The sequence below is a fragment of the Aliikangiella marina genome (genome assembly GCF_007004765.1).
GTDB classification, from domain to species: domain Bacteria; phylum Pseudomonadota; class Gammaproteobacteria; order Enterobacterales; family Kangiellaceae; genus Aliikangiella; species Aliikangiella marina.
Map to the genome: position 1 here is coordinate 273,116 of NZ_VIKR01000007.1, position 17,478 is coordinate 290,593.

Sequence of the window (17,478 nt, forward strand, 5' to 3'; positions counted from 1 at the left end):
TAGCATCCGCTACAATTGAGATGTTTTTGATTAACACTCTGCCGGTGTTGTTCGAACTGGCAACGAATCGACTTTTAATGAAATGTGAGAAAATAAATGAAATTTTTTAGATTGTTCCTTTTTATCGTATTAACCGTAACGCTTTTTATGCCTTCGCCAGCCGATGCAAGTAGCAGCTCGAACTTTAAACTGGGTCTAGGCTACGATTTGGACGGTGGAATCACTGCGCAATATCGGGGATATAGTTTTTTTATCAATGGTGATGCGTTAGCAATCGACTGGCGATTAGAAAACTTTACTAATGATAAAAAGTCTCTCCATGTTTACATTGATCTCGGCGGTTTTATAGAAAACTATGACGGAAATGATTCAACACGTGATGACAGAGTCGGGTTAAGAGCGCCTGTTGGCATAACTTTAGGTATCACAAGAGAATTGCAAGCCTACATTCAAGCAGTCCCCAATTATGATTTTAATAATGACGAAGGGTTTGAAGTCGATGGAGCGATTGGTATAAGGTATCGTTTTTAGCGAATATCTCGAGCAAGTCTGTAGTCACCACTAAACAGAGGTGCATCCCTTGGCCTCTCTTATTGATAATGTTAAATGAGTAATTGGAGTTTTGATGATGAACCCTGTTATTGCGAATAACAAACCAGCGAAAGTTGAATTAAAAGAGGGCGAGGAATATTATTTTTGTGCGTGTGGTCGTTCAAGTAAACAGCCATTTTGCGATGGATCTCATGCTGGCACTGAATTTAAACCTAAACCGTTTAAAGCTGAAGAGTCCGGAGAGGCTTATCTCTGTCAGTGTAAACATTCTCAAAACCTACCATTTTGTGATGGTACCCACAAACAATTTGATGCGTCATTAATCGGCAAAGAAGGACCTGGTGTTAAAACCAGTAGCGATAGCGCGCCTACAGCTAAGGTTACCAAAGAGGAACCGACCGTAGAGTTTATTCATCAACTTGCTCGAGAAGGTCTTTCTAAAATGGGTCATCATGGTCCGATGACCTCTATGGGCGTTCCCCGCCATTTATTGCCTCATTGGGATGATATTCAAATCATGACGGCGCAGATGGCGACAAAACCATTAATGGACGATGTTGTGGTTAATAGTGAACTCGTTATTGGTCCAAAAGCTCGAAAACCATTGAAACTTAAAATTCCGTTGTTTGTGTCTGATATGAGTTTTGGTGCGCTGTCTGAAGAAGCAAAGCTTGCCCTCTCAAAAGGCGCTGAGCTTGCAGGAACTGGAATTTGTTCGGGTGAAGGCGGAATGTTACCCGAAGAGCAGCAAGCCAATTCGAGATATTTTTATGAATTAGCGAGTGCTCAGTTTGGTTATGATGAAGCAAAGCTTGCCAATGTTCAGGCATTTCATTTCAAGGGTGGACAAGGCGCAAAAACTGGCACTGGTGGACATTTACCGGGAACAAAAAATATCGGTAAAATTTCTGAAGTTAGAGGTATACCAACCGGTGAACCCGCGATTTCTCCTCCAACTTTTAGCGATTTGAATACCGCTGAAGATTTTAAACGGTTTGCTGACCGAGTTCGTGAAGTCACGGGTGGAATACCAATCGGATTTAAGTTAAGCGCTAATCACATTGAGGAAGACATTCAATTTGCATTAGATGCTAGTGCAGATTACATCATTTTGGATGGACGCGGTGGTGGAACCGGTGCAGCACCGGAAATGTTTCGCGATCATATCAGTGTACCAACTATCCCCGCGCTAGCTCGTGCAAGACGTTATCTCGATGAGCAAGGCGTCAGCGGAGACGTGACTTTAATCATAACTGGTGGCTTACGAGTTCCTATGGATTTTGTTAAAGCTATGGCATTGGGCGCGGATGGGATTGCGGTATCAAATAGTGCAATGCAGTCTATAGGGTGTGTCGCCGCTCGTATGTGTAATACCAATAATTGTCCTGCTGGTATAGCAACGCAAAAAGCGGATTTAAGACAACGGCTTAATGTTGAAAAGTCAGCATCGCAGTTGAGCAACTTTTTCCAAGCTTCGGTTGAACTGATGCAAGTTATGGCGAGGGCATGTGGGCATGACGATTTGGCCCAGTTTAATAAACAGGATCTCGCCACTTGGAATAGAGAGATGGCGCTGCTATCAGGGGTTAACTATGCAGGAATTGCCTCTTTAGATTAGGGGGTAATTGAGGGCGCGTAAATGCGCTCAATAAATATCGTTTGTCCGATAATATCAAAGAACTTAACGGTAGATAGAATAGTCAGATGAAGTTTGCAAAAGAACGTAATGAGATAATTGAAAAAAGAAAAGCGGTTTATCGACTAGACATGCCTATCGTTGTGCTGATCTTGCTCGCTGGTTTTAGTCAGACTTATGTCCCGTTTATGACACCTATTTTGGTCGTCACCGCATTTATTATTTTTTATCGAAAATTACATTCAGCTGCTCATTCCCCGTGTCCAAAGTGCTTACAGCCTTTTGGCAGCAAATCAAAATATGTGATAAGTGTTGGTAAAGATAACTGTCAAAACTGTGGCTTAAGTTTGTATGAGTCAGAATAACTATGATTTTTTTAAGGGGTTGCTCTAGCAACATCGAAAATAACATCTAATGTTTCCGGTTTTCATGATAGTTATTCGTTCGCTTGAAAATTCTTAGTTGGAGAGTATTAAATGAAAGGTGTTTGCTTGTGTGGAGAAGTAGCGTTTGAAATTGATAAAAGTTATTTAAAGCTCTATCAATGTCATTGCACACTTTGTCGAAAACAGAGTGGTACCTATTCGAATGCGGCTTCGATAGTTTCTGATGATTCGTTTAAGTTTACTCGTGGCCACGACTTTATTAAAAGCTGGGTAAAAGACACCGGGTTTCGATCAGACTTTTGTTGTCAATGCGGTTCACCGGTTCCTAATCCTTTAAGAGATACTGGGTATATTTGGATCCCCGCAGGGCTATTAGAGGGCTATGAAAAAATGGAAATCGTTTCTCATATATTTTTAGCGGATAAAGCCGACTGGGAAGCGTCAAATTTAGATGCTGAACGACATTCACAATTTCCAGGATTTGATGAACATATTAAAACGCTGAATGAATGTCATCAGTAAAAGGGTTTAAAACGAATGGATTTATTGTTGTACGCGGCTGCTTTTTTGACCATTCTTATTGGGATTACACACTCGTACCTTGGCGAAAAGTATATCTTGATAAGGCTGTTTAGACGGGACAATATTCCCCATTTGTTCGGCAGTGCCGACTTTACTATCAAAACCTTGCGGTTTGCATGGCATATAACCACCATCGCTTGGTGGGGGTTGGCGGGCATAATAGTCTTGACTGCACAGAGCGCCTTAAACTCTACGAATGTACTACTGGTTATCGCGATAACTTTCTTAATATCTGGTTTTATTACTGTTGTGGCTTCAAAAGGCAAGCACTACGCGTGGGTCATTTTCTTTTTGATAGGTTTTTCTAGTCTAATTGTTGCGCTATCAGCGTCTTAACCAGTAGACAGAACTCTCAACTTTATACTGGCTCCGGAAAGCTTGAGAGTAGTAATTCTGTTGAGTCGATAATCATTTGATCAGTATTACTGCCAGGATAAATTCGCTTGTAGCTGTCGTCGATAGTCAGCATAGAAGCGCCATGTACTAAAGTCCACAACGGGAATGCGATAGCCATTAATTTGTCGACATCGTGCAGCTGAGTTCTGGCGATGATTTCATCAAGCAAGATTTGGAACGTCGGTTTACCAATCATTTCACTGTCAGGCTCTTTAATATTCATGCTATTGCCAAACATGAGTTTAAAGATGGCGGGCTCTTTAATAGCGAATGCGATGTAGGTAAGACCGATAGCCGTTATGCGTTGATTACTACCCGATACGAGCCCATTAGAAGCAGCCAGCATATCTTGGCGCATTTCCTCAAAGCCAACCGCAATTACAGATTTGAGTAAATCTTCTTTATTAGCGAAATGTCGGTACGGGGCGGCCTTACTCACACCGGCTAGTTTACAAGCATCGGCCATTGAAAATTTATCTGGTCCTTTCTCTCTAACAAGCTGCGTCGCTGCACTAATTAAACTTTCCCGCAGATCGCCATGGTGATAGTGGTCTCGCTGTTGTTTTGCTGCTGCTACAGAGTCTGACTTGTTCAAATGAGTAATCTCCCGCTGATACCCGATCTTAATCGTAATTAAAGACGTATACAATAGATAATGTTAACATGGTTTACATGTTATGTTAACGGTGTTAACATGGTTTAAATTCTGACCAATCGCGTTTTAATTAGTGAATAACGTGTAACGAACTATCAGGAATAGAGGAAAATCATGAATATTCCAAATAATGCAGGAAAGCTGATAATGAGCGATGCAAGTCGGCGTATCGTTATTTATCTTCTTGCGGGCCTAGTATTTTTAGCCAGTGGTATTGCGTTAAAAGCATTCTCTCAGACAGATATCGAACCCGCCGAGCGCAAGCTAGTTGTTAATAGCCAAGTGGTTGAGGTTTTGCCCGGTTACTATATTGATCGATATTTTTCAGCTCAAGTTTTACCTCAGCAAAGCGTTGCTGTGGCAAGCGAAGTCGCTGGAAAAGTTACCGCAATATTTGTTGATGATGGAGAAAGGGTAGAACAGGGACAGAAGCTCTTTCAGCTAGATACGCTCATTTTGGAGCAACAACTAGCTAGGTTCGCTGCGCAGCAGGAATCGGTGCGTGCGGATATTGATTTAGCAGAGAAGCGACTGACTCGGCAAAAAAATCTCAATCAGAATAGCTTCAGCTCGGAGGATACGATCGATGCTCTGGCGTCACAGATCGCCCAGTTAAATGCATCGCTTGCAAGCCTCAAAGCGCAATCTAAAGATATTCAAATAAGAATTGATAAATCAACCATCTATTCACCTTTCGCTGGGCAAATCCAAAAGCGTAATATTGATATTGGGGCTGTAATCAATGCCGGATTAAACACCTTTGAGCTGGTCGACAATAACCTTTTAGAAATTCAAGTAGGATTGCCAACCCAACTGGTGAAACAGATAGAAATATCGCGCCAATACCAATTTATTCAAGCAAACCAAACTATTACCGCCAAAGCTATCGCAATCTTGCCTAGAATTGATAGTGTTACTCAAACACAAGGCGTTAAATTTACGTTACCAAGTGATAGCCAGTTAGTTCCGGGTGACTTTGTCAAACTCAAGCTACCGAGTTACCAGGAAACAGAAGGTTTATGGGTTGCAAATACGGCTTTAATCGAGGGCGAAAAAGGTCTTTGGCAAATATTCGTGATCGATAATGAAGGTCGAGTGAATAAACAAACCGTTTCGATTATTTACCCGGGTAATCCCAATAGCTTTGTCCAAGCGAATATCAAAAGCGGTCAGAAAGTGGTGATTAATGGCGTACATCGATTGGCTAACCGAGTGGCTGTTATCGAAGAAAAAACTTTCAATCTTAATTCAAATAACGTTGCTTCAAAAAATACCAACCAGGCTGACCTAGACTCATCTCAATCGCTCAGCGTGGGAGCAAGCCAGTGAAAAATGCTGCTTCATTAAAAACACTTTTATATCGTGAGCCGCGCCTCTTTGCTCTGTTAGTCGGCACCATTATGGTGCTTGGTTTATCCTCTTACCTGACTATCGGTAAACAAGAAGATCCCACCATCACAAACCTGTTCGCCACGGTAATTACGCCGTACCCAGGGGCAGATCCGCAGAGAGTGGAGGCTTTGGTGAGTAAAAAGTTAGAAGATGAATTAAAAACGATTCCAGAAATTAAAGAGGTCAAGTCAAATTCAAGAACGGGTATTTCTATCGTCAATGTCGAGCTTTCGCAGTTTATTAATGATCAAGAAATAGAGCAAGCCTGGGCGGAAATCCGCGATGCAATCGAGGATGCTCGAACTGGTATGCCTGCGGGTGTTGGACCAACAGAGTTTGACAATGATCGTACCGGCGCCTTTACCTCAATAAGTCTGATAAAACCAGCAGAAGGGAATGTAATCGGTCCAGCTATTCTGGGCCGATATGCAAAACAGCTTCAAGATCAACTTAGGTTAGTTTCTGGAACGAAAGACGTCGAACTCTTCGGTGAGCCCGAGGAAGTGGTTTATGTCAAACTAGACCCGGTTAAATTAAATGCGATTCAGCTTACTGCGCCAGAAGTGGCGAGAATCATTCAACAAGCCGACGTAAAAAACTCGGCAGGTAAAGCCGATACAGCACAGTCTTCTTTAGTTATTGAAATAGATGGAGAAGCGAAAAGTCTCTCACGTCTGAAATCCATTCCGATCAAGACCTTTAATCAACAACAGTTGTTATTAGGCGATATTGCAGAGTTTGAAAAAACCGTTGCTAATCCGGAAAATTCGATAGGGCTGAGTCATGGCGAACAAGTTGTATTAATTGCCGCTCGAATGAAACCCGATCTACGGGTTGATCATTGGACTCAACGAATAAATCGTAAAATTGATGAATTCAAATCACAATTACCGGTTGATATTGAACACCAGTTGGTATTTTCGCAACAGAGCTATACCTCACAAAGATTGACAGAAGTTTTTATTAATATGCTGATCGGTGTTTCGCTGGTTGTCGCCGTGTTGTTAATTTCTATGGGGTGGCGAGCAGCTTTAGTGGTTGCAATTGTATTGCCGCTAACCAGCCTCCTTTCGTTAAGCGTTTTACAATTTATGGGTATTCCGATCCATCAAATGTCAGTAACAGGGCTAATTGTAGCGCTCGGGCTATTGGTCGACGCCGCTATTGTTATGACTGATGATATTGGTAAGCGGATTGCGCGTGGTGAAGCAAAATTATCGGCAATATCAGGTGCGATTGATCGTCTCAAAATACCGCTTTTGGCATCGACAGCTACTACAGCTTTGGCATTTATTCCGATGGTGTTATTGCCCGGTCCAGCTGGTGATTTTGTTGGGTCGATAGCGATTAGTGTGGTGATTATGTTGGTGAGCTCATTTGTGCTCGCATTAACTGTGACGCCAAGCTTAGCTGGTTGGTTACTTCATCAAGCCTCTAATCCGTTAGTCAGCATGCCTGGTTTAGCGGAGAAGTTTAAAAGATCGCTATCTTGGTCGATGCAGTATCCAAAGTCCGCGGTGGCGGTCGCCTTGATTTTGCCTGTGTTAGGCTTTTTATTATTTCCAACTTTGACGGCGCAATTTTTTCCCGGCGTCGACCGAGATCAGTTTTATATTCAAGTCGATATGGGTAAAGGGGTCTCAATTCAGCAAACTAAAACTGCGGTAACTGAAATCTCGGATATTTTAGACCAGCAAGAGGGAGTCAAGGATCATCAATGGGTTATCGGTCAAAATGCACCAGCATTTTATTACAACATGATCAGAAACAGGGATAGTGATCCTGGTTTTGCTGAGGGGCTAATTACGACACGATCGCCCGAAACAACTGAAAATCTAATTCCTATTTTACAGCGACAGTTAGACCAAGCGATTCCGCAAGCGCAGATTTTAGTGAGAGGCTTGGTCCAAGGCCCACCGGTCAATGCACCAGTCGAAATAAAAATCGTCGGACCAAATTTGCAGCAACTTTCAATGCTAGGCGATGAAGTGAGAGAGAGAATGAGCCGTATTGACGATATCACTCACACGCGTCACTCACTCAATGCTGGCGCGCCAAAGTTTGTTTTCAAACTAGATGAAGCAAAGGTACAAAGAGCTGGTTATCAATTAACTGAAATCGCTGACTTAATGAATGCGAGTTTAACTGGAATTCGGTCAGGTAGCATATTAGAGCAAACTGAAGAGTTACCAATTATTGTCAGATTGACTGATGATTTGAGAACCGAAATGGATTGGTTTCGTCATTTAACCTTGCCGGTTCGTTCGGCAGAACAAGGTGAAAGGTTAGTGCCACTATCTGCGCTTGGGGAAGCAGTTTTGCAACCGAGTGAAAATGCTATCGTTAGAGAAAATGGAGAACGTATCAATACGGTTCAAGGTTATATTCAACGAGGATTATTACCCCAAGAGGTGCTTAAGCAACTGCAACAAGTTATGGCTGATGATCCGGTTAATTTACCGCCGGGATATCGATTTGTTGTTGGTGGAGACGCGGACGCTAGAAATGAAACCGTTAACAATCTTATGGCTTCAATGGGCTTAATCATTACCTTAACTATCGCGACCATCGTGTTAACCTTTCGTTCTTATCGGTTGTCAATAATTACCTTCGTAGTGTGTATTTTGTCCGCTGGTCTAAGCATGTTATCGCTGGCGGTTATGAATTATCCGTTTGGTATTCAAGCTTTGATAGGAGTGATTGGTTCTATTGGCGTTTCAATAAATGCGGCGATTATTATTTTAACGGCGCTGCAAGCCGATGAAGGTGCTATGGCGGGTGATCGAAACGCGATTCAACGGGTGGTATTTCAGTCTTCGAGACATATCATTTCGACCACGACCACCACATTTGGTGGTTTTCTTCCATTAATACTTGCTGGTGGTGGATTTTGGCCGCCGTTTGCAATGGCGATTGCGGGTGGCGTTTTGTTGTCGACTGTTGTTTCTTTTTACTTTACGCCAACAATGTTTACGCTTTGGTATGCTGGCAAACGTCACTTATCGACTTTTGCTGTTCAATCAGAGGCTAGTCTGGAAACGGCGAAATAGATAGTGAGCGGTTTCGGATAACTTGAGTAAATCTGTAATAAAATAATTTTTGTTTCGACTAAGATAGGGGATAGCTTTGCGAGACTTAAGAGAACGAAATTAGACTCAAACTTAAGCCAAATTAAGATCTATCCTTGTTTTAGGCAATTAATTATAGTTACTAAGCGAGTATCCAGGATTTGTTTCTAGCAAAATCTAAGCAACTTAAAACATCGCTTGCTCAATATGTTAAACGCCGTAATGGTGTTCCGCTGGGCGGAAAAGGCGCCTTAAGAGAGATGCTGTATCGTTCTTTGGGCGCGGGCTCTTTTCAGGATTTTTGGAAATTCTGGAACCCAATCTGGAGTTATTATTTAGCGAAATATAGCTTTCTTCCTTTAAAAAAAATATTCCCAGTATGGTTGTCAATTATTCTAACTTTTGCGATTAGTGGCGCGCTTCATGATCTCGCCATTGTGTTGCTGACACAAAAGCTCTCATTTATTATCACAATCTGGTTTTCTATCATGGGGGCTGTTCTTGTAAGCTTGAGTCGTTTAAAAATCACATACACAACATTTCCCTTGGTAATACGGGGATTGATTAATCTAGGACTAATACTACTCAGCTATGGTATCGCAAAGCTGCTGCTTATAGCTGTTGACGGTTGATAATAAAAGCCAGGTTATGAAGTAACCTGGCTTCGTGAAAAATAGCGATAAAGTTTTCTGGACGAAAAATATTATCGATGAAAAGCTATTAGTCGGTCCTCCAACTTAGCAATTATTAATTCCTACCCGCGATTACTCCACCATCAATATCCCAAATTGCACCGGTTACCCAGCTAGAATCATCTGATAGTAAGAAACTAATGGTTTTAGCGATATCTTGAGGCGTACCAACACGACCAATTGGATGAAAGTCGTTAAAACCGTCGATTACCGTATCAATTTCTTCTGGTGCTATAAAAGCTTCATATATCGGGGTTTTCACAACCGCTGGCGAAACGGCATTAACCCGAATGTTAAAATCAGCTAGCTCCATTGCCAAATGTTGGGTTAACGAGTGAAGCCCTGCTTTAGCCATCGAATAAGCAGAAGAAGGAGTTGTTTTAATTGCTTGTTTGGCCCACATAGAGCCGACATTCACAATGCTCCCGCCCTTAGCTGCGACCATCGCTTTTGCAGCAGCTTGCGTGATCTGGAAAGTCGCTTTATTGAGTCCCATATAAATCTCATAGTCATCTAGAGTATGCTCTAAAAAGGCTTTTGGATTAAAATAACCAGCGGCGTTAACGAGATAATTCAGAGGGGTATCGAGTGATTGGATGTATTCGATAATTCTTGAAACATCGCCTTGATCATATAGATCGCCTTGTAGGGCTGTCGCCTTACCGATACTATTGAGGTGCGCGACTGCTGATTCTAATTTTGTTTCGTCTTTACCGATGATTACGACTTCGATGTCTTCAGCAGCCAGTAGCTTCGCTGTTTCAAATCCCATTCCGCTCGATCCACCGACAATAACTGCTAGACCTGAATACTTGAATTTCATTACAATTTCTCCTAAAAATATATGATTAACTGGTGCTTATCATATGGATTGTCTGTGATTAAAAACAGTAAGCACAAAATGGTAGGGTAGGTACTTTTTGGTACATCTTTATGATTGATAACGATAAAAAATTTTCAAAAAAAGTGGCGCCAGCTCAATCTGCTCGTATGGTGGAGACGATTTATGGATGTAAATGGTCTTTAACTGTCTATCAGCTGATTGCAAATGGCATTAACCGACCAGGTCAAATGGTAAAAAGTGTCGATGGATTGACAACCAAAGTTCTTAATTCTTGCTTAAAGCGCAATATTGAGTTTGGAATAATCGATAAGATTACTTACAACGAATTACCGCCAAGAGTTGAGTATGAGGTGACACCATTTGGTGAAAAATTTATCCGCATTCTTGATCAGCTTGAAACGTTGCAAGAAGAAATTAATGAGTCTGTTTAAATCAGATAAAAAACAAAATCAGTTGAGATGAGGGACTAATGGCTGTTTTAAAAAGATTGTTTTTAGGAAGCATAACAAGCTTTTTGTTTTTACCATTCGCCTTGGCTTGGAGTGATGGATATCAACATATTTCGATAAAAGAATATAAAGAGGCGTTGTTAGTTTTAGAAAAAAGAGGGGGTAATCTTTATTGTCCAGATAAAAATAGTGAAACCGCTTTTGCAGATTGTCGTAGTTTTGAAATATTGAGAGAACAGGGTTGTTATGGTTATTCGACAGCAGCAATGCGATCAGAAAGCCGGTACTCTGATAACTGTCTAGAACTTAACAAACTGAGAAATACTCAAACGCCGAAAAAGAGTTATTTTGTGTTAGATAATAAGACTTGGTGGCAAGATTTACCGGCAACGATAATTCCCATTTCAGGAGGTGTTTATAGTGATGAATCTTGGAAAACTTCCCAAAGAAAGCGAGATACATTAGTTAAAGACAAACGACTGAAAGACTTGAGGTTGCATAAAGTATCAACCTATCTCGATCGAGTTGAAATCGTTATTGCGACAAAAAAACTAGAATGTGGCAAAGTTGAAGATTATCTGGAGATTGACACCATTGTTCTAGCTGATTTTAATCATGATGAGATTGCAGAGCTTATACTAAAAGGTCACAGGGTAGATCGTTCAGATACCTGTCCATTAGGCGCTGCAAATAGCCTCGGTGCGACATTTATGGCAGTCCTTGCAAAAGAAGGTAAAACCAGACAGATAAAGCATTTGTTTTAAAATCGATATTAACGCGCCATCGTTAAATAATGATTATAAGCAGAATAATAAAAATTTATTCTACTTGTAGTGGGTCGTTTTATATAGAGCATACTAGTCTGTGCTGATTACTAAAGTAACGAAATTCTCCCTCACAATTCTAATATCGGTACTGGTTCCAGTAATGGTTTCAGTGCTAGCTCCAGTCCAATTCAAGCACCAGGCAAAGTTCAGTAGGATACAAAGTGCGACTGGTGTCGCATAAAATGGTTGACGTGGTGCGACAAGTGTCGCAATATAACCCCAAGAGACAAACCCTGGACTTAATAATGCAACTGACCAATCCTGAATTAGAAATTTTAAAGTTGTTATGGAAAGAGCAACCCTTGACCGCGAAAGAAATCCATACCCAATTAAGTGGAACGGTCAATTGGAGTTATTCTTCAACACGAAAAACGCTAGAGAGAATGGGAGAGAAAAAACTTGTGAGCATTAGCTTGCAAGAAAATAAAAATATTTACGCAACCAAGGTGAGTAAGGTCGCAACGTTGGCAAAATTTGCGCAAGACTTTGCTAAGCGAGTACTTGAAATTGATGGCCCTATTCCCGCAGCGATGTTTACTGGCAGTCAAATTCTAGAGAAAGAGGAAGTAGAAGAACTAGAACAACTGCTTAATAACGCGAAGCGTAAAAAACAATCTCAATAAAGGTTAATCTGGGAAAGCTAATGATAAATTTTGAGTGGGATTTATTGAACATGCTTAGTCAATTTGTGATGGTTAGTTTAGGTTTAGCCGTCATTCTCGTCGTCATTTTTTATAGCGATCGAAGTATTTTTAAACGCCCCGAGTTTTGGCAGTTGCTGGTAGTGGCAAATTTATTAGCCTTAGCACCGCTTACGATTTCAGTTTTACCCGAAGACAATTTTCTTATGCCGTCCAGTTGGCTAAATCCAATGAGTGTTGAAAGTTCAAAAGTGGTGGAAGAAAAATCGGTTCTCTCTGAACGGTTTTCTATAGTGGCTATCTTTCTTTGGCTTATCTATCTTGGCGGGACTTTATACTGCTTCTTCGGTTTCACTAAAAAAATTGTCTCGCTAAAACAATTAATTAGTAAAGCTAAACCCTATGAAATCGATAGTGAGTTGGGTTGCAAATTAAGCAAAACGATTAAATCAAAAAATATTTCAATTCTTCAAAGTGATACAGCCATTTCACCTTTTGCGTTTGGCTTAATTAAACCGTGTGTTGTTGTACCGGGTTATATAAACAATTTACCACCAAAACAGAGACGTCTCATTATTGAGCATGAGTTGACTCATATTCGTTATAAAGATCCACAAGTGATCCTATTTATACAGTTTATCAATTGTTTGTTCTGGTTCAACCCTATCTTTTGGGTTTATCTTACTAAAATGACACAAGCAATGGAGCTGCGAGTTGACCGTCAGATAATCCGAAAGGTGAGTCCAAATGAATACGCTGAAACACTAATAAGTGTTTTTAAAAGTGCCCGTATCGCATTACCCCATAGGATTCTCGTGGGCAGTGTTCAGTCTCATCAACATCAACTCGTCAAACATAGGATCTTAGAAATTATGAGTAACCCTTCTCAACTTAACAGAAAACAAATAAAGGCTTTAGTGTGTTGGAGTTTTGCGATTATATGCTGGCCAATCTATATGATGAGCGTTCAAGCAGAACCGGTATCGGAAAAACCTTGGGTATATCCGCTTGAGACAAACACAAAAAAAGTAAACTCCTATTTTAAAGCCGTTCATGCAATTAGAAATCATAAACCGCACCTCGGGGTCGATTTGAATGCAAAGCTTGGAACAAAAATAATAGCGCCGATTAATGGTAGAGTACTGGTTGCAGACGACACAACGATGAACCCGAATTACGGTAATGTTGTGGTTTTACAACACGCAAATGGTGTGCGGTCTTTTTATGCTCATCTTTCAAAAATTACTGTCGCAGTTGGTGATACTGTGAGTACCGGAGAGTCGATTGGTTTAGTGGGTAACACTGGTAAATCAACTGGGCCACATCTTCACATGGAAGTCTTAATCGATAATACTCACTTAGATCCATTAAACTTTATTGATATGAGTGAATAACGATGAGTGACACACTCGGATTAATTATTTTACAAGCTCAAACAACTAGTCTCCAAAATATTCAGCACTGATTCGGGTCGAAGTGAGTTGAAAAACTCACTTCAACTCAACGAATCGTTCAATCCTAAGCAAGAATAGGATTGATATTCGTACCTCCGTCGATGTTGTATTCAGCGCCCGTGATAAAACTGGCATCATCTGAAGCTAAAAATGCTACCAAATTAGCGATATCCTCCGACTCTCCAAATCTTTTAAGCGGAATTCTTTCTTGCATTGCGCCAGCAAATTCGTTGATAGCGTCTTCTGGCATACCCAGTTTGCCGAATATCGATGTATTGACTGGACCAGGATTCACCGCATTAACTCGGATTTTTCTCGGAGCCAGCTCTGTTGCTGCAGTTCGCGTGATTGAGTTTAAAGCGGCTTTACTAGCAGCATAAACCGAGGTGTTGGGCATTCCTGTATAGGCATTGATTGATGAAAGGTTAATGACAGAGGCGCCGTCAGCCAAAATCGGTATAAACTTTTGCAGGGTAAAGAATGCACCTTTGAAATTGATGTTCATCATGTTATCAAATGACGATTCGTCGAGCTGCTCAATGGGTGCAAACGCCGCTACACCCGCGTTAATAAATAATGCATCGACTTTGCCAAACTCTTTTTTAACTTGCTCCACTAAACCGTCGATTGCCGCTAAATCCCCTTGATCAGCGACCAATCCTGTCACACCTAAAGACTCCGCTGCTTGGTTGACTGCTTCAGGGTTGCGTCCGGTGATGATGACATTTGCGCCTAATTCCTTAAATTTTTTGGCCGAGGCAAGCCCTATCCCGCTATTTCCTCCAGTTATTACAACATTTTTATTTGATAAATCGCTCATGCTTACTTTCCTCTTCTAATAAAATTAATATTGTACCGATCGGTATATATTGTGAATGTTGTACCAATCGGTATATAATGTCAAGCATGACTCGATAAAGATGTTTGAAACTGGATATGGCTGCAGGTAGAAATCGAAGTTTTGATAAAGAAACCGCATTAAAAAAGGCGATGGAGGTCTTCTGGAAGAACGGGTATAGCGGGACTTCGTTGTCAGATTTAACGGCTGCGATGAATATTAACAAACCGAGCATGTATGCAGCGTTCGGTAACAAAGAAGCATTGTTTACTAAAGCCCTGGATTATTATTTAGAAAACTTTGGGAAAGTTCATGCCGAACAGTTGAACGTCAAGAATATGCCACTTGATGAGCGGTTAGAAGGCTATCTGCTTTCCATTTCTGATATGGTTTCTGATCAGATGTTACCTGGTGGATGTTTTATTACCGGGACGACCTGCGAAGCGGGTAGCGATTGTCTGCCTTCGTCAGCGGTAGACCGCTTAGTGCAAATAAACCAACAAACTAAAGAAGCTTTGGTCGAGTTTTTTAACCAAGAGTCACTAAACGTCACAGCAACATCTTCTCCAGAGGAATTGGCGGATTATTTAATGGTGCAACAGTTTGGACTCGCCGTGATGGCAAGAACTGGAGCGCCGAAAGCGCAGTTGGAGAAGATTGCTAAGCAGGCTGTATCGAGTATGGTGAGGCAACAAACCAAGATTAATTAATAGTCTAAACAGCAAGCCGGGACACGAATAACGATTAATGACTGGGTACTATTGAGAAAAAACAAAGGAGAATTTCTCAATGAAAGCGACAAAGTACTATCAAAATCGAGTTGAAACGGCGATTGAATTCATCGCTGACACATTAGCAAACGGAGAAACACCCAACCTAGAGCGCTGTTCACGCGTTGCAGGATTATCTAAATATCATTTTCATCGTGTTTTTAAATTAGTGACTGGGGAAACACTTCAACAAACAGTTAGCCGTATTAAATTATCAATCGCCGCTCATCAGTTGGCCAAAGAAAGGATTTCTATTACGGAGGCTGCGATGAATGCAGGTTTTGAATCGAGCCAATCGTTGGCTAAAGCATTAAAAAGAGAGGTTTCAGTAACGGCGACGCAACTCAAAAACGAACCAGACAGATTAACCCAAGCGATAGCCTTTTTTAGTCTACCCAATCCCGAGAAAACGGCGGTTGGTCTAATTGCTTTAGAACTCACTTCATTAGATCCTTTTCAATATATTGCGATCCCCACTAAGGGCGCTTACCCTGAGCTTAACCAAGTTTATCATCAGTTATTCAATAGTGTGGGGGATCCGAATGAGGTTCGAGCGATTCTCGGTATACCGGATTGTAATGCCGGTCAACTGAATGGTCCGGGGGCCCTATTTGATTGTGGTCTATTACTTGAAAATGGTTGGACGCCTAAGGATAAGTCGATTGTCGACAAACAATTTTCGGGCGGCCAGTTTATTCGCGTTAGACACAATGGTGCCTTTGAGGGACTCGATGAGACACTCGATGAAGCCTATCGAAATATACTAACCCAAGAGTTGGTGTCTCTTGCAGATAGTCAATGTTTGTTTCATTATTTAGATGACCCCGAAGAAGTCATAGCGCAAAATTTAAGAACTGACATCTATATTCCAATACAGTTATTAAATTGATTGGAATTGATTAGTAGTGTTAAGCGTTGTAAAGTCACCAAATAAAAAAGACTTGAGTCGCTATTAATCTATACAATAACTTCGCTAATTACGGTGAATATCTCTGATATGATTCAAAGGAATTTTGTATAAGGCAAAGCGCTAACAGGGAAAGTTGTAATCAAAAAAGGAATGTTTATGGAATCGTATTGGGTTTTTATCGTCATTTTGACGGCCACCCTTCTTGTCTTTTTTGTGCTCTTGTTTTTGAGAAATAAAAAAGCAAGCCAGTTAGCTTACATCGATAATTATTTGTTTCCAGAAAAAGTTAGGATAAAAATAAAAGAAAAATATTCTCACCTCTCAGAGCGACAAATTGAAAAAGTACTAGACGGCTTAAAGGAGTATTTTATAATTTGTCGCCAATCTAAAAACTATCAAGCATCAATGCCCTCTCGAGTTGTCGATTTAGCATGGCATGAATTTATTCTTTTCACAAAACAGTATAATAGTTTTTGTCAAAACGCTTTTGGCAGATTTTTGCATCATACTCCAACAGAAGCGATGGCGTCATCAAATTCAAACCAGTTAGGAACCCGCAACGCCTGGCATTACTCCTGTTTGAATAATGGAATCGATCCTAAAGCCGCGGCCACTTTACCGTTATTATTTGCCATTGATGAGTGGTTAGAAATAAAAGATGGTTGTCGATACAGCAAAGAAGACAAAGAAAGATTCCAGGCTTATGAAGATATATCGACTAACGGGATAGAATTCGATTTTGATTCTGACTGTGGTTCCGGTTGTGGTGGTGATTAAAAAATTGAATGATTAACTATAAATTCTTAAGGTATTACAGATGAATATAATAGATTGGCAAGACTTTGAGAAAGTTGATTTGAGAGTTGGAACGATAGTTGATGTCGAAGATTTTCCAGAAGCGCGAAAGCCTGCTTATCGATTGAAAGTGGATTTCGGCAGCGACGTTGGTATTAAGAAATCGAGTGCGCAAATTACCGAACTTTACTCGAAGGAACAGCTACTGGGAAAACAAGTGATTGCGGTAGTCAACTTTCCACCAAAACAAATCGGACCAGTAATGTCAGAGTGTCTTATTACCGGCTTCCATAGAACAGATGGAAACGTTGTTTTGGCTGTGCCGGATAGCGAAATTGGTAACGGTGCTAAACTAGCTTAAACATTGGTTTTTTTGAGATATAGACACAATGAGAAAGAATTGACAAACCTACTTGTTGAGGTATCAAGTTGTGATATATTTGAGTTCGAATAAATAAGGCTCAGTATTAACCCCATGATTAATTGCTCGATTTATCAGTAGCAGCCCAGATTAATCAATATTATGGTCGGCTAACGTGAGGCCATAAATCAATAATAGTGATCATTTGTCAAATCATCACTGTACTTCAT

The 17,478-nt window shown here is 40.8% G+C and carries 19 protein-coding genes; 16 read left to right on the forward strand and 3 right to left on the reverse strand.

The features are described from left to right. Window positions 1-96: 96 nt before the first annotated feature. The 5 genes from FLL45_RS22455 (at window position 97) to FLL45_RS22475 (ending at window position 3,492) form a co-directional block, all read left to right on the forward strand. Window positions 97-531: a hypothetical protein gene (locus tag FLL45_RS22455; protein ID WP_142944309.1), complete on the forward strand. Its 435-nt coding sequence runs from the start codon at window positions 97-99 to the stop codon at window positions 529-531. A gap of 94 nt (window positions 532-625) precedes the next feature. Then, window positions 626-2,170, forward strand: coding sequence for a glutamate synthase-related protein (locus tag FLL45_RS22460; protein WP_142944310.1), 1,545 nt, complete (start codon window positions 626-628; stop codon window positions 2,168-2,170). A gap of 86 nt (window positions 2,171-2,256) precedes the next feature. Beyond that, window positions 2,257-2,553 (forward strand): hypothetical protein, encoded by a 297-nt coding sequence (locus FLL45_RS22465; protein WP_142944311.1) that lies wholly within the window; start codon window positions 2,257-2,259, stop codon window positions 2,551-2,553. Between the two features lie 111 nt (window positions 2,554-2,664). Further along, window positions 2,665-3,096, forward strand: a complete 432-nt coding sequence (locus FLL45_RS22470) for a GFA family protein (protein WP_142944312.1) — start codon at window positions 2,665-2,667, stop codon at window positions 3,094-3,096. Window positions 3,097-3,111: 15 nt separating this feature from the next. Then, window positions 3,112-3,492: a hypothetical protein gene (locus FLL45_RS22475; RefSeq protein WP_142944313.1), complete on the forward strand. Its 381-nt coding sequence runs from the start codon at window positions 3,112-3,114 to the stop codon at window positions 3,490-3,492. 22 nt (window positions 3,493-3,514) lie between these two features. Here the strand turns inward: FLL45_RS22475 and FLL45_RS22480 are convergent, their stop codons facing one another. After that, the gene (locus FLL45_RS22480) at window positions 3,515-4,147 is read right to left on the reverse strand and encodes a TetR/AcrR family transcriptional regulator (RefSeq protein ID WP_185964593.1); all 633 of its coding nucleotides are present in this window, start codon (window positions 4,145-4,147) and stop codon (window positions 3,515-3,517) included. A gap of 174 nt (window positions 4,148-4,321) precedes the next feature. On the opposite strand from FLL45_RS22480, the gene FLL45_RS22485 reads away from it, so the two are divergent. The 3 genes from FLL45_RS22485 to FLL45_RS22495 all read left to right on the forward strand — a co-directional run bounded on the left by FLL45_RS22485 (window position 4,322) and on the right by FLL45_RS22495 (window position 9,299). Continuing rightward, a complete protein-coding gene (locus tag FLL45_RS22485; protein ID WP_142944315.1) occupies window positions 4,322-5,536 on the forward strand; it encodes an efflux RND transporter periplasmic adaptor subunit in 1,215 nt (404 codons plus the stop codon). Next, window positions 5,533-8,649, forward strand: coding sequence for an efflux RND transporter permease subunit (locus tag FLL45_RS22490; RefSeq protein WP_142944316.1), 3,117 nt, complete (start codon window positions 5,533-5,535; stop codon window positions 8,647-8,649). Before FLL45_RS22485 ends, FLL45_RS22490 begins: the two co-directional genes overlap by 4 nt. Window positions 8,650-8,828: 179 nt before the next feature. Then, on the forward strand, window positions 8,829-9,299 hold the full coding sequence (locus tag FLL45_RS22495) for an MBOAT family O-acyltransferase (protein ID WP_210247268.1): 471 nt from the start codon (window positions 8,829-8,831) through the stop codon (window positions 9,297-9,299). A 115-nt stretch (window positions 9,300-9,414) separates the two neighbouring features. Here FLL45_RS22495 and FLL45_RS22500 read toward each other — a convergent pair whose 3' ends face one another. Continuing rightward, the gene (locus FLL45_RS22500) at window positions 9,415-10,182 is read right to left on the reverse strand and encodes an SDR family NAD(P)-dependent oxidoreductase (protein WP_142944317.1); all 768 of its coding nucleotides are present in this window, start codon (window positions 10,180-10,182) and stop codon (window positions 9,415-9,417) included. A 110-nt stretch (window positions 10,183-10,292) separates the two neighbouring features. On the opposite strand from FLL45_RS22500, the gene FLL45_RS22505 reads away from it, so the two are divergent. From FLL45_RS22505 to FLL45_RS22520, 4 genes are all read left to right on the forward strand, one after another. Beyond that, window positions 10,293-10,634 carry a winged helix-turn-helix transcriptional regulator gene (locus FLL45_RS22505; RefSeq protein ID WP_142944318.1) on the forward strand — a complete coding sequence of 114 codons (342 nt, stop codon included), beginning with the start codon at window positions 10,293-10,295 and terminating at the stop codon, window positions 10,632-10,634. 38 nt (window positions 10,635-10,672) lie between these two features. After that, the gene (locus FLL45_RS22510; protein ID WP_142944319.1) at window positions 10,673-11,416 is read left to right on the forward strand and encodes a hypothetical protein; all 744 of its coding nucleotides are present in this window, start codon (window positions 10,673-10,675) and stop codon (window positions 11,414-11,416) included. A gap of 308 nt (window positions 11,417-11,724) precedes the next feature. Continuing rightward, window positions 11,725-12,102, forward strand: a complete 378-nt coding sequence (locus FLL45_RS22515; protein ID WP_142944320.1) for a BlaI/MecI/CopY family transcriptional regulator — start codon at window positions 11,725-11,727, stop codon at window positions 12,100-12,102. Between the two features lie 20 nt (window positions 12,103-12,122). After that, window positions 12,123-13,514, forward strand: coding sequence for a M23/M56 family metallopeptidase (locus FLL45_RS22520; RefSeq protein ID WP_142944321.1), 1,392 nt, complete (start codon window positions 12,123-12,125; stop codon window positions 13,512-13,514). Between the two features lie 124 nt (window positions 13,515-13,638). Here FLL45_RS22520 and FLL45_RS22525 read toward each other — a convergent pair whose 3' ends face one another. Further along, window positions 13,639-14,394 (reverse strand): glucose 1-dehydrogenase, encoded by a 756-nt coding sequence (locus FLL45_RS22525; RefSeq protein WP_142944322.1) that lies wholly within the window; start codon window positions 14,392-14,394, stop codon window positions 13,639-13,641. Between the two features lie 116 nt (window positions 14,395-14,510). Between FLL45_RS22525 and FLL45_RS22530 the strand changes: the two genes are divergently transcribed. From FLL45_RS22530 to FLL45_RS22545, 4 genes are all read left to right on the forward strand, one after another. Beyond that, window positions 14,511-15,122: a TetR/AcrR family transcriptional regulator gene (locus tag FLL45_RS22530; protein WP_142944323.1), complete on the forward strand. Its 612-nt coding sequence runs from the start codon at window positions 14,511-14,513 to the stop codon at window positions 15,120-15,122. 79 nt (window positions 15,123-15,201) lie between these two features. After that, a complete protein-coding gene (locus tag FLL45_RS22535) occupies window positions 15,202-16,071 on the forward strand; it encodes an AraC family transcriptional regulator (protein WP_142944324.1) in 870 nt (289 codons plus the stop codon). Window positions 16,072-16,248: 177 nt separating this feature from the next. After that, window positions 16,249-16,869 (forward strand): glycine-rich domain-containing protein, encoded by a 621-nt coding sequence (locus tag FLL45_RS22540; protein ID WP_142944325.1) that lies wholly within the window; start codon window positions 16,249-16,251, stop codon window positions 16,867-16,869. 40 nt (window positions 16,870-16,909) lie between these two features. Then, window positions 16,910-17,248, forward strand: coding sequence for a tRNA-binding protein (locus FLL45_RS22545; protein ID WP_142944326.1), 339 nt, complete (start codon window positions 16,910-16,912; stop codon window positions 17,246-17,248). Window positions 17,249-17,478: the final 230 nt, after the last annotated feature.

What these genes read in the sequence shown, in the direction of transcription:
- FLL45_RS22455 (WP_142944309.1), top strand. Translation starts at nt 97, where the DNA reads ATGAAATTTTTTAGATTGTTCCTTTTTATCGTATTAACCGTAACGCTT.
- FLL45_RS22460 (WP_142944310.1), top strand. Translation starts at nt 626, where the DNA reads ATGATGAACCCTGTTATTGCGAATAACAAACCAGCGAAAGTTGAATTA.
- FLL45_RS22465 (WP_142944311.1), top strand. Translation starts at nt 2,257, where the DNA reads ATGAAGTTTGCAAAAGAACGTAATGAGATAATTGAAAAAAGAAAAGCG.
- FLL45_RS22470 (WP_142944312.1), top strand. Translation starts at nt 2,665, where the DNA reads ATGAAAGGTGTTTGCTTGTGTGGAGAAGTAGCGTTTGAAATTGATAAA.
- FLL45_RS22475 (WP_142944313.1), top strand. Translation starts at nt 3,112, where the DNA reads ATGGATTTATTGTTGTACGCGGCTGCTTTTTTGACCATTCTTATTGGG.
- FLL45_RS22485 (WP_142944315.1), top strand. Translation starts at nt 4,322, where the DNA reads ATGAATATTCCAAATAATGCAGGAAAGCTGATAATGAGCGATGCAAGT.
- FLL45_RS22500 (WP_142944317.1), bottom strand. Translation starts at nt 10,182, where the DNA reads ATGAAATTCAAGTATTCAGGTCTAGCAGTTATTGTCGGTGGATCGAGC.
- FLL45_RS22505 (WP_142944318.1), top strand. Translation starts at nt 10,293, where the DNA reads ATGATTGATAACGATAAAAAATTTTCAAAAAAAGTGGCGCCAGCTCAA.
- FLL45_RS22510 (WP_142944319.1), top strand. Translation starts at nt 10,673, where the DNA reads ATGGCTGTTTTAAAAAGATTGTTTTTAGGAAGCATAACAAGCTTTTTG.
- FLL45_RS22515 (WP_142944320.1), top strand. Translation starts at nt 11,725, where the DNA reads ATGCAACTGACCAATCCTGAATTAGAAATTTTAAAGTTGTTATGGAAA.
- FLL45_RS22520 (WP_142944321.1), top strand. Translation starts at nt 12,123, where the DNA reads ATGATAAATTTTGAGTGGGATTTATTGAACATGCTTAGTCAATTTGTG.
- FLL45_RS22525 (WP_142944322.1), bottom strand. Translation starts at nt 14,394, where the DNA reads ATGAGCGATTTATCAAATAAAAATGTTGTAATAACTGGAGGAAATAGC.
- FLL45_RS22530 (WP_142944323.1), top strand. Translation starts at nt 14,511, where the DNA reads ATGGCTGCAGGTAGAAATCGAAGTTTTGATAAAGAAACCGCATTAAAA.
- FLL45_RS22535 (WP_142944324.1), top strand. Translation starts at nt 15,202, where the DNA reads ATGAAAGCGACAAAGTACTATCAAAATCGAGTTGAAACGGCGATTGAA.
- FLL45_RS22540 (WP_142944325.1), top strand. Translation starts at nt 16,249, where the DNA reads ATGGAATCGTATTGGGTTTTTATCGTCATTTTGACGGCCACCCTTCTT.
- FLL45_RS22545 (WP_142944326.1), top strand. Translation starts at nt 16,910, where the DNA reads ATGAATATAATAGATTGGCAAGACTTTGAGAAAGTTGATTTGAGAGTT.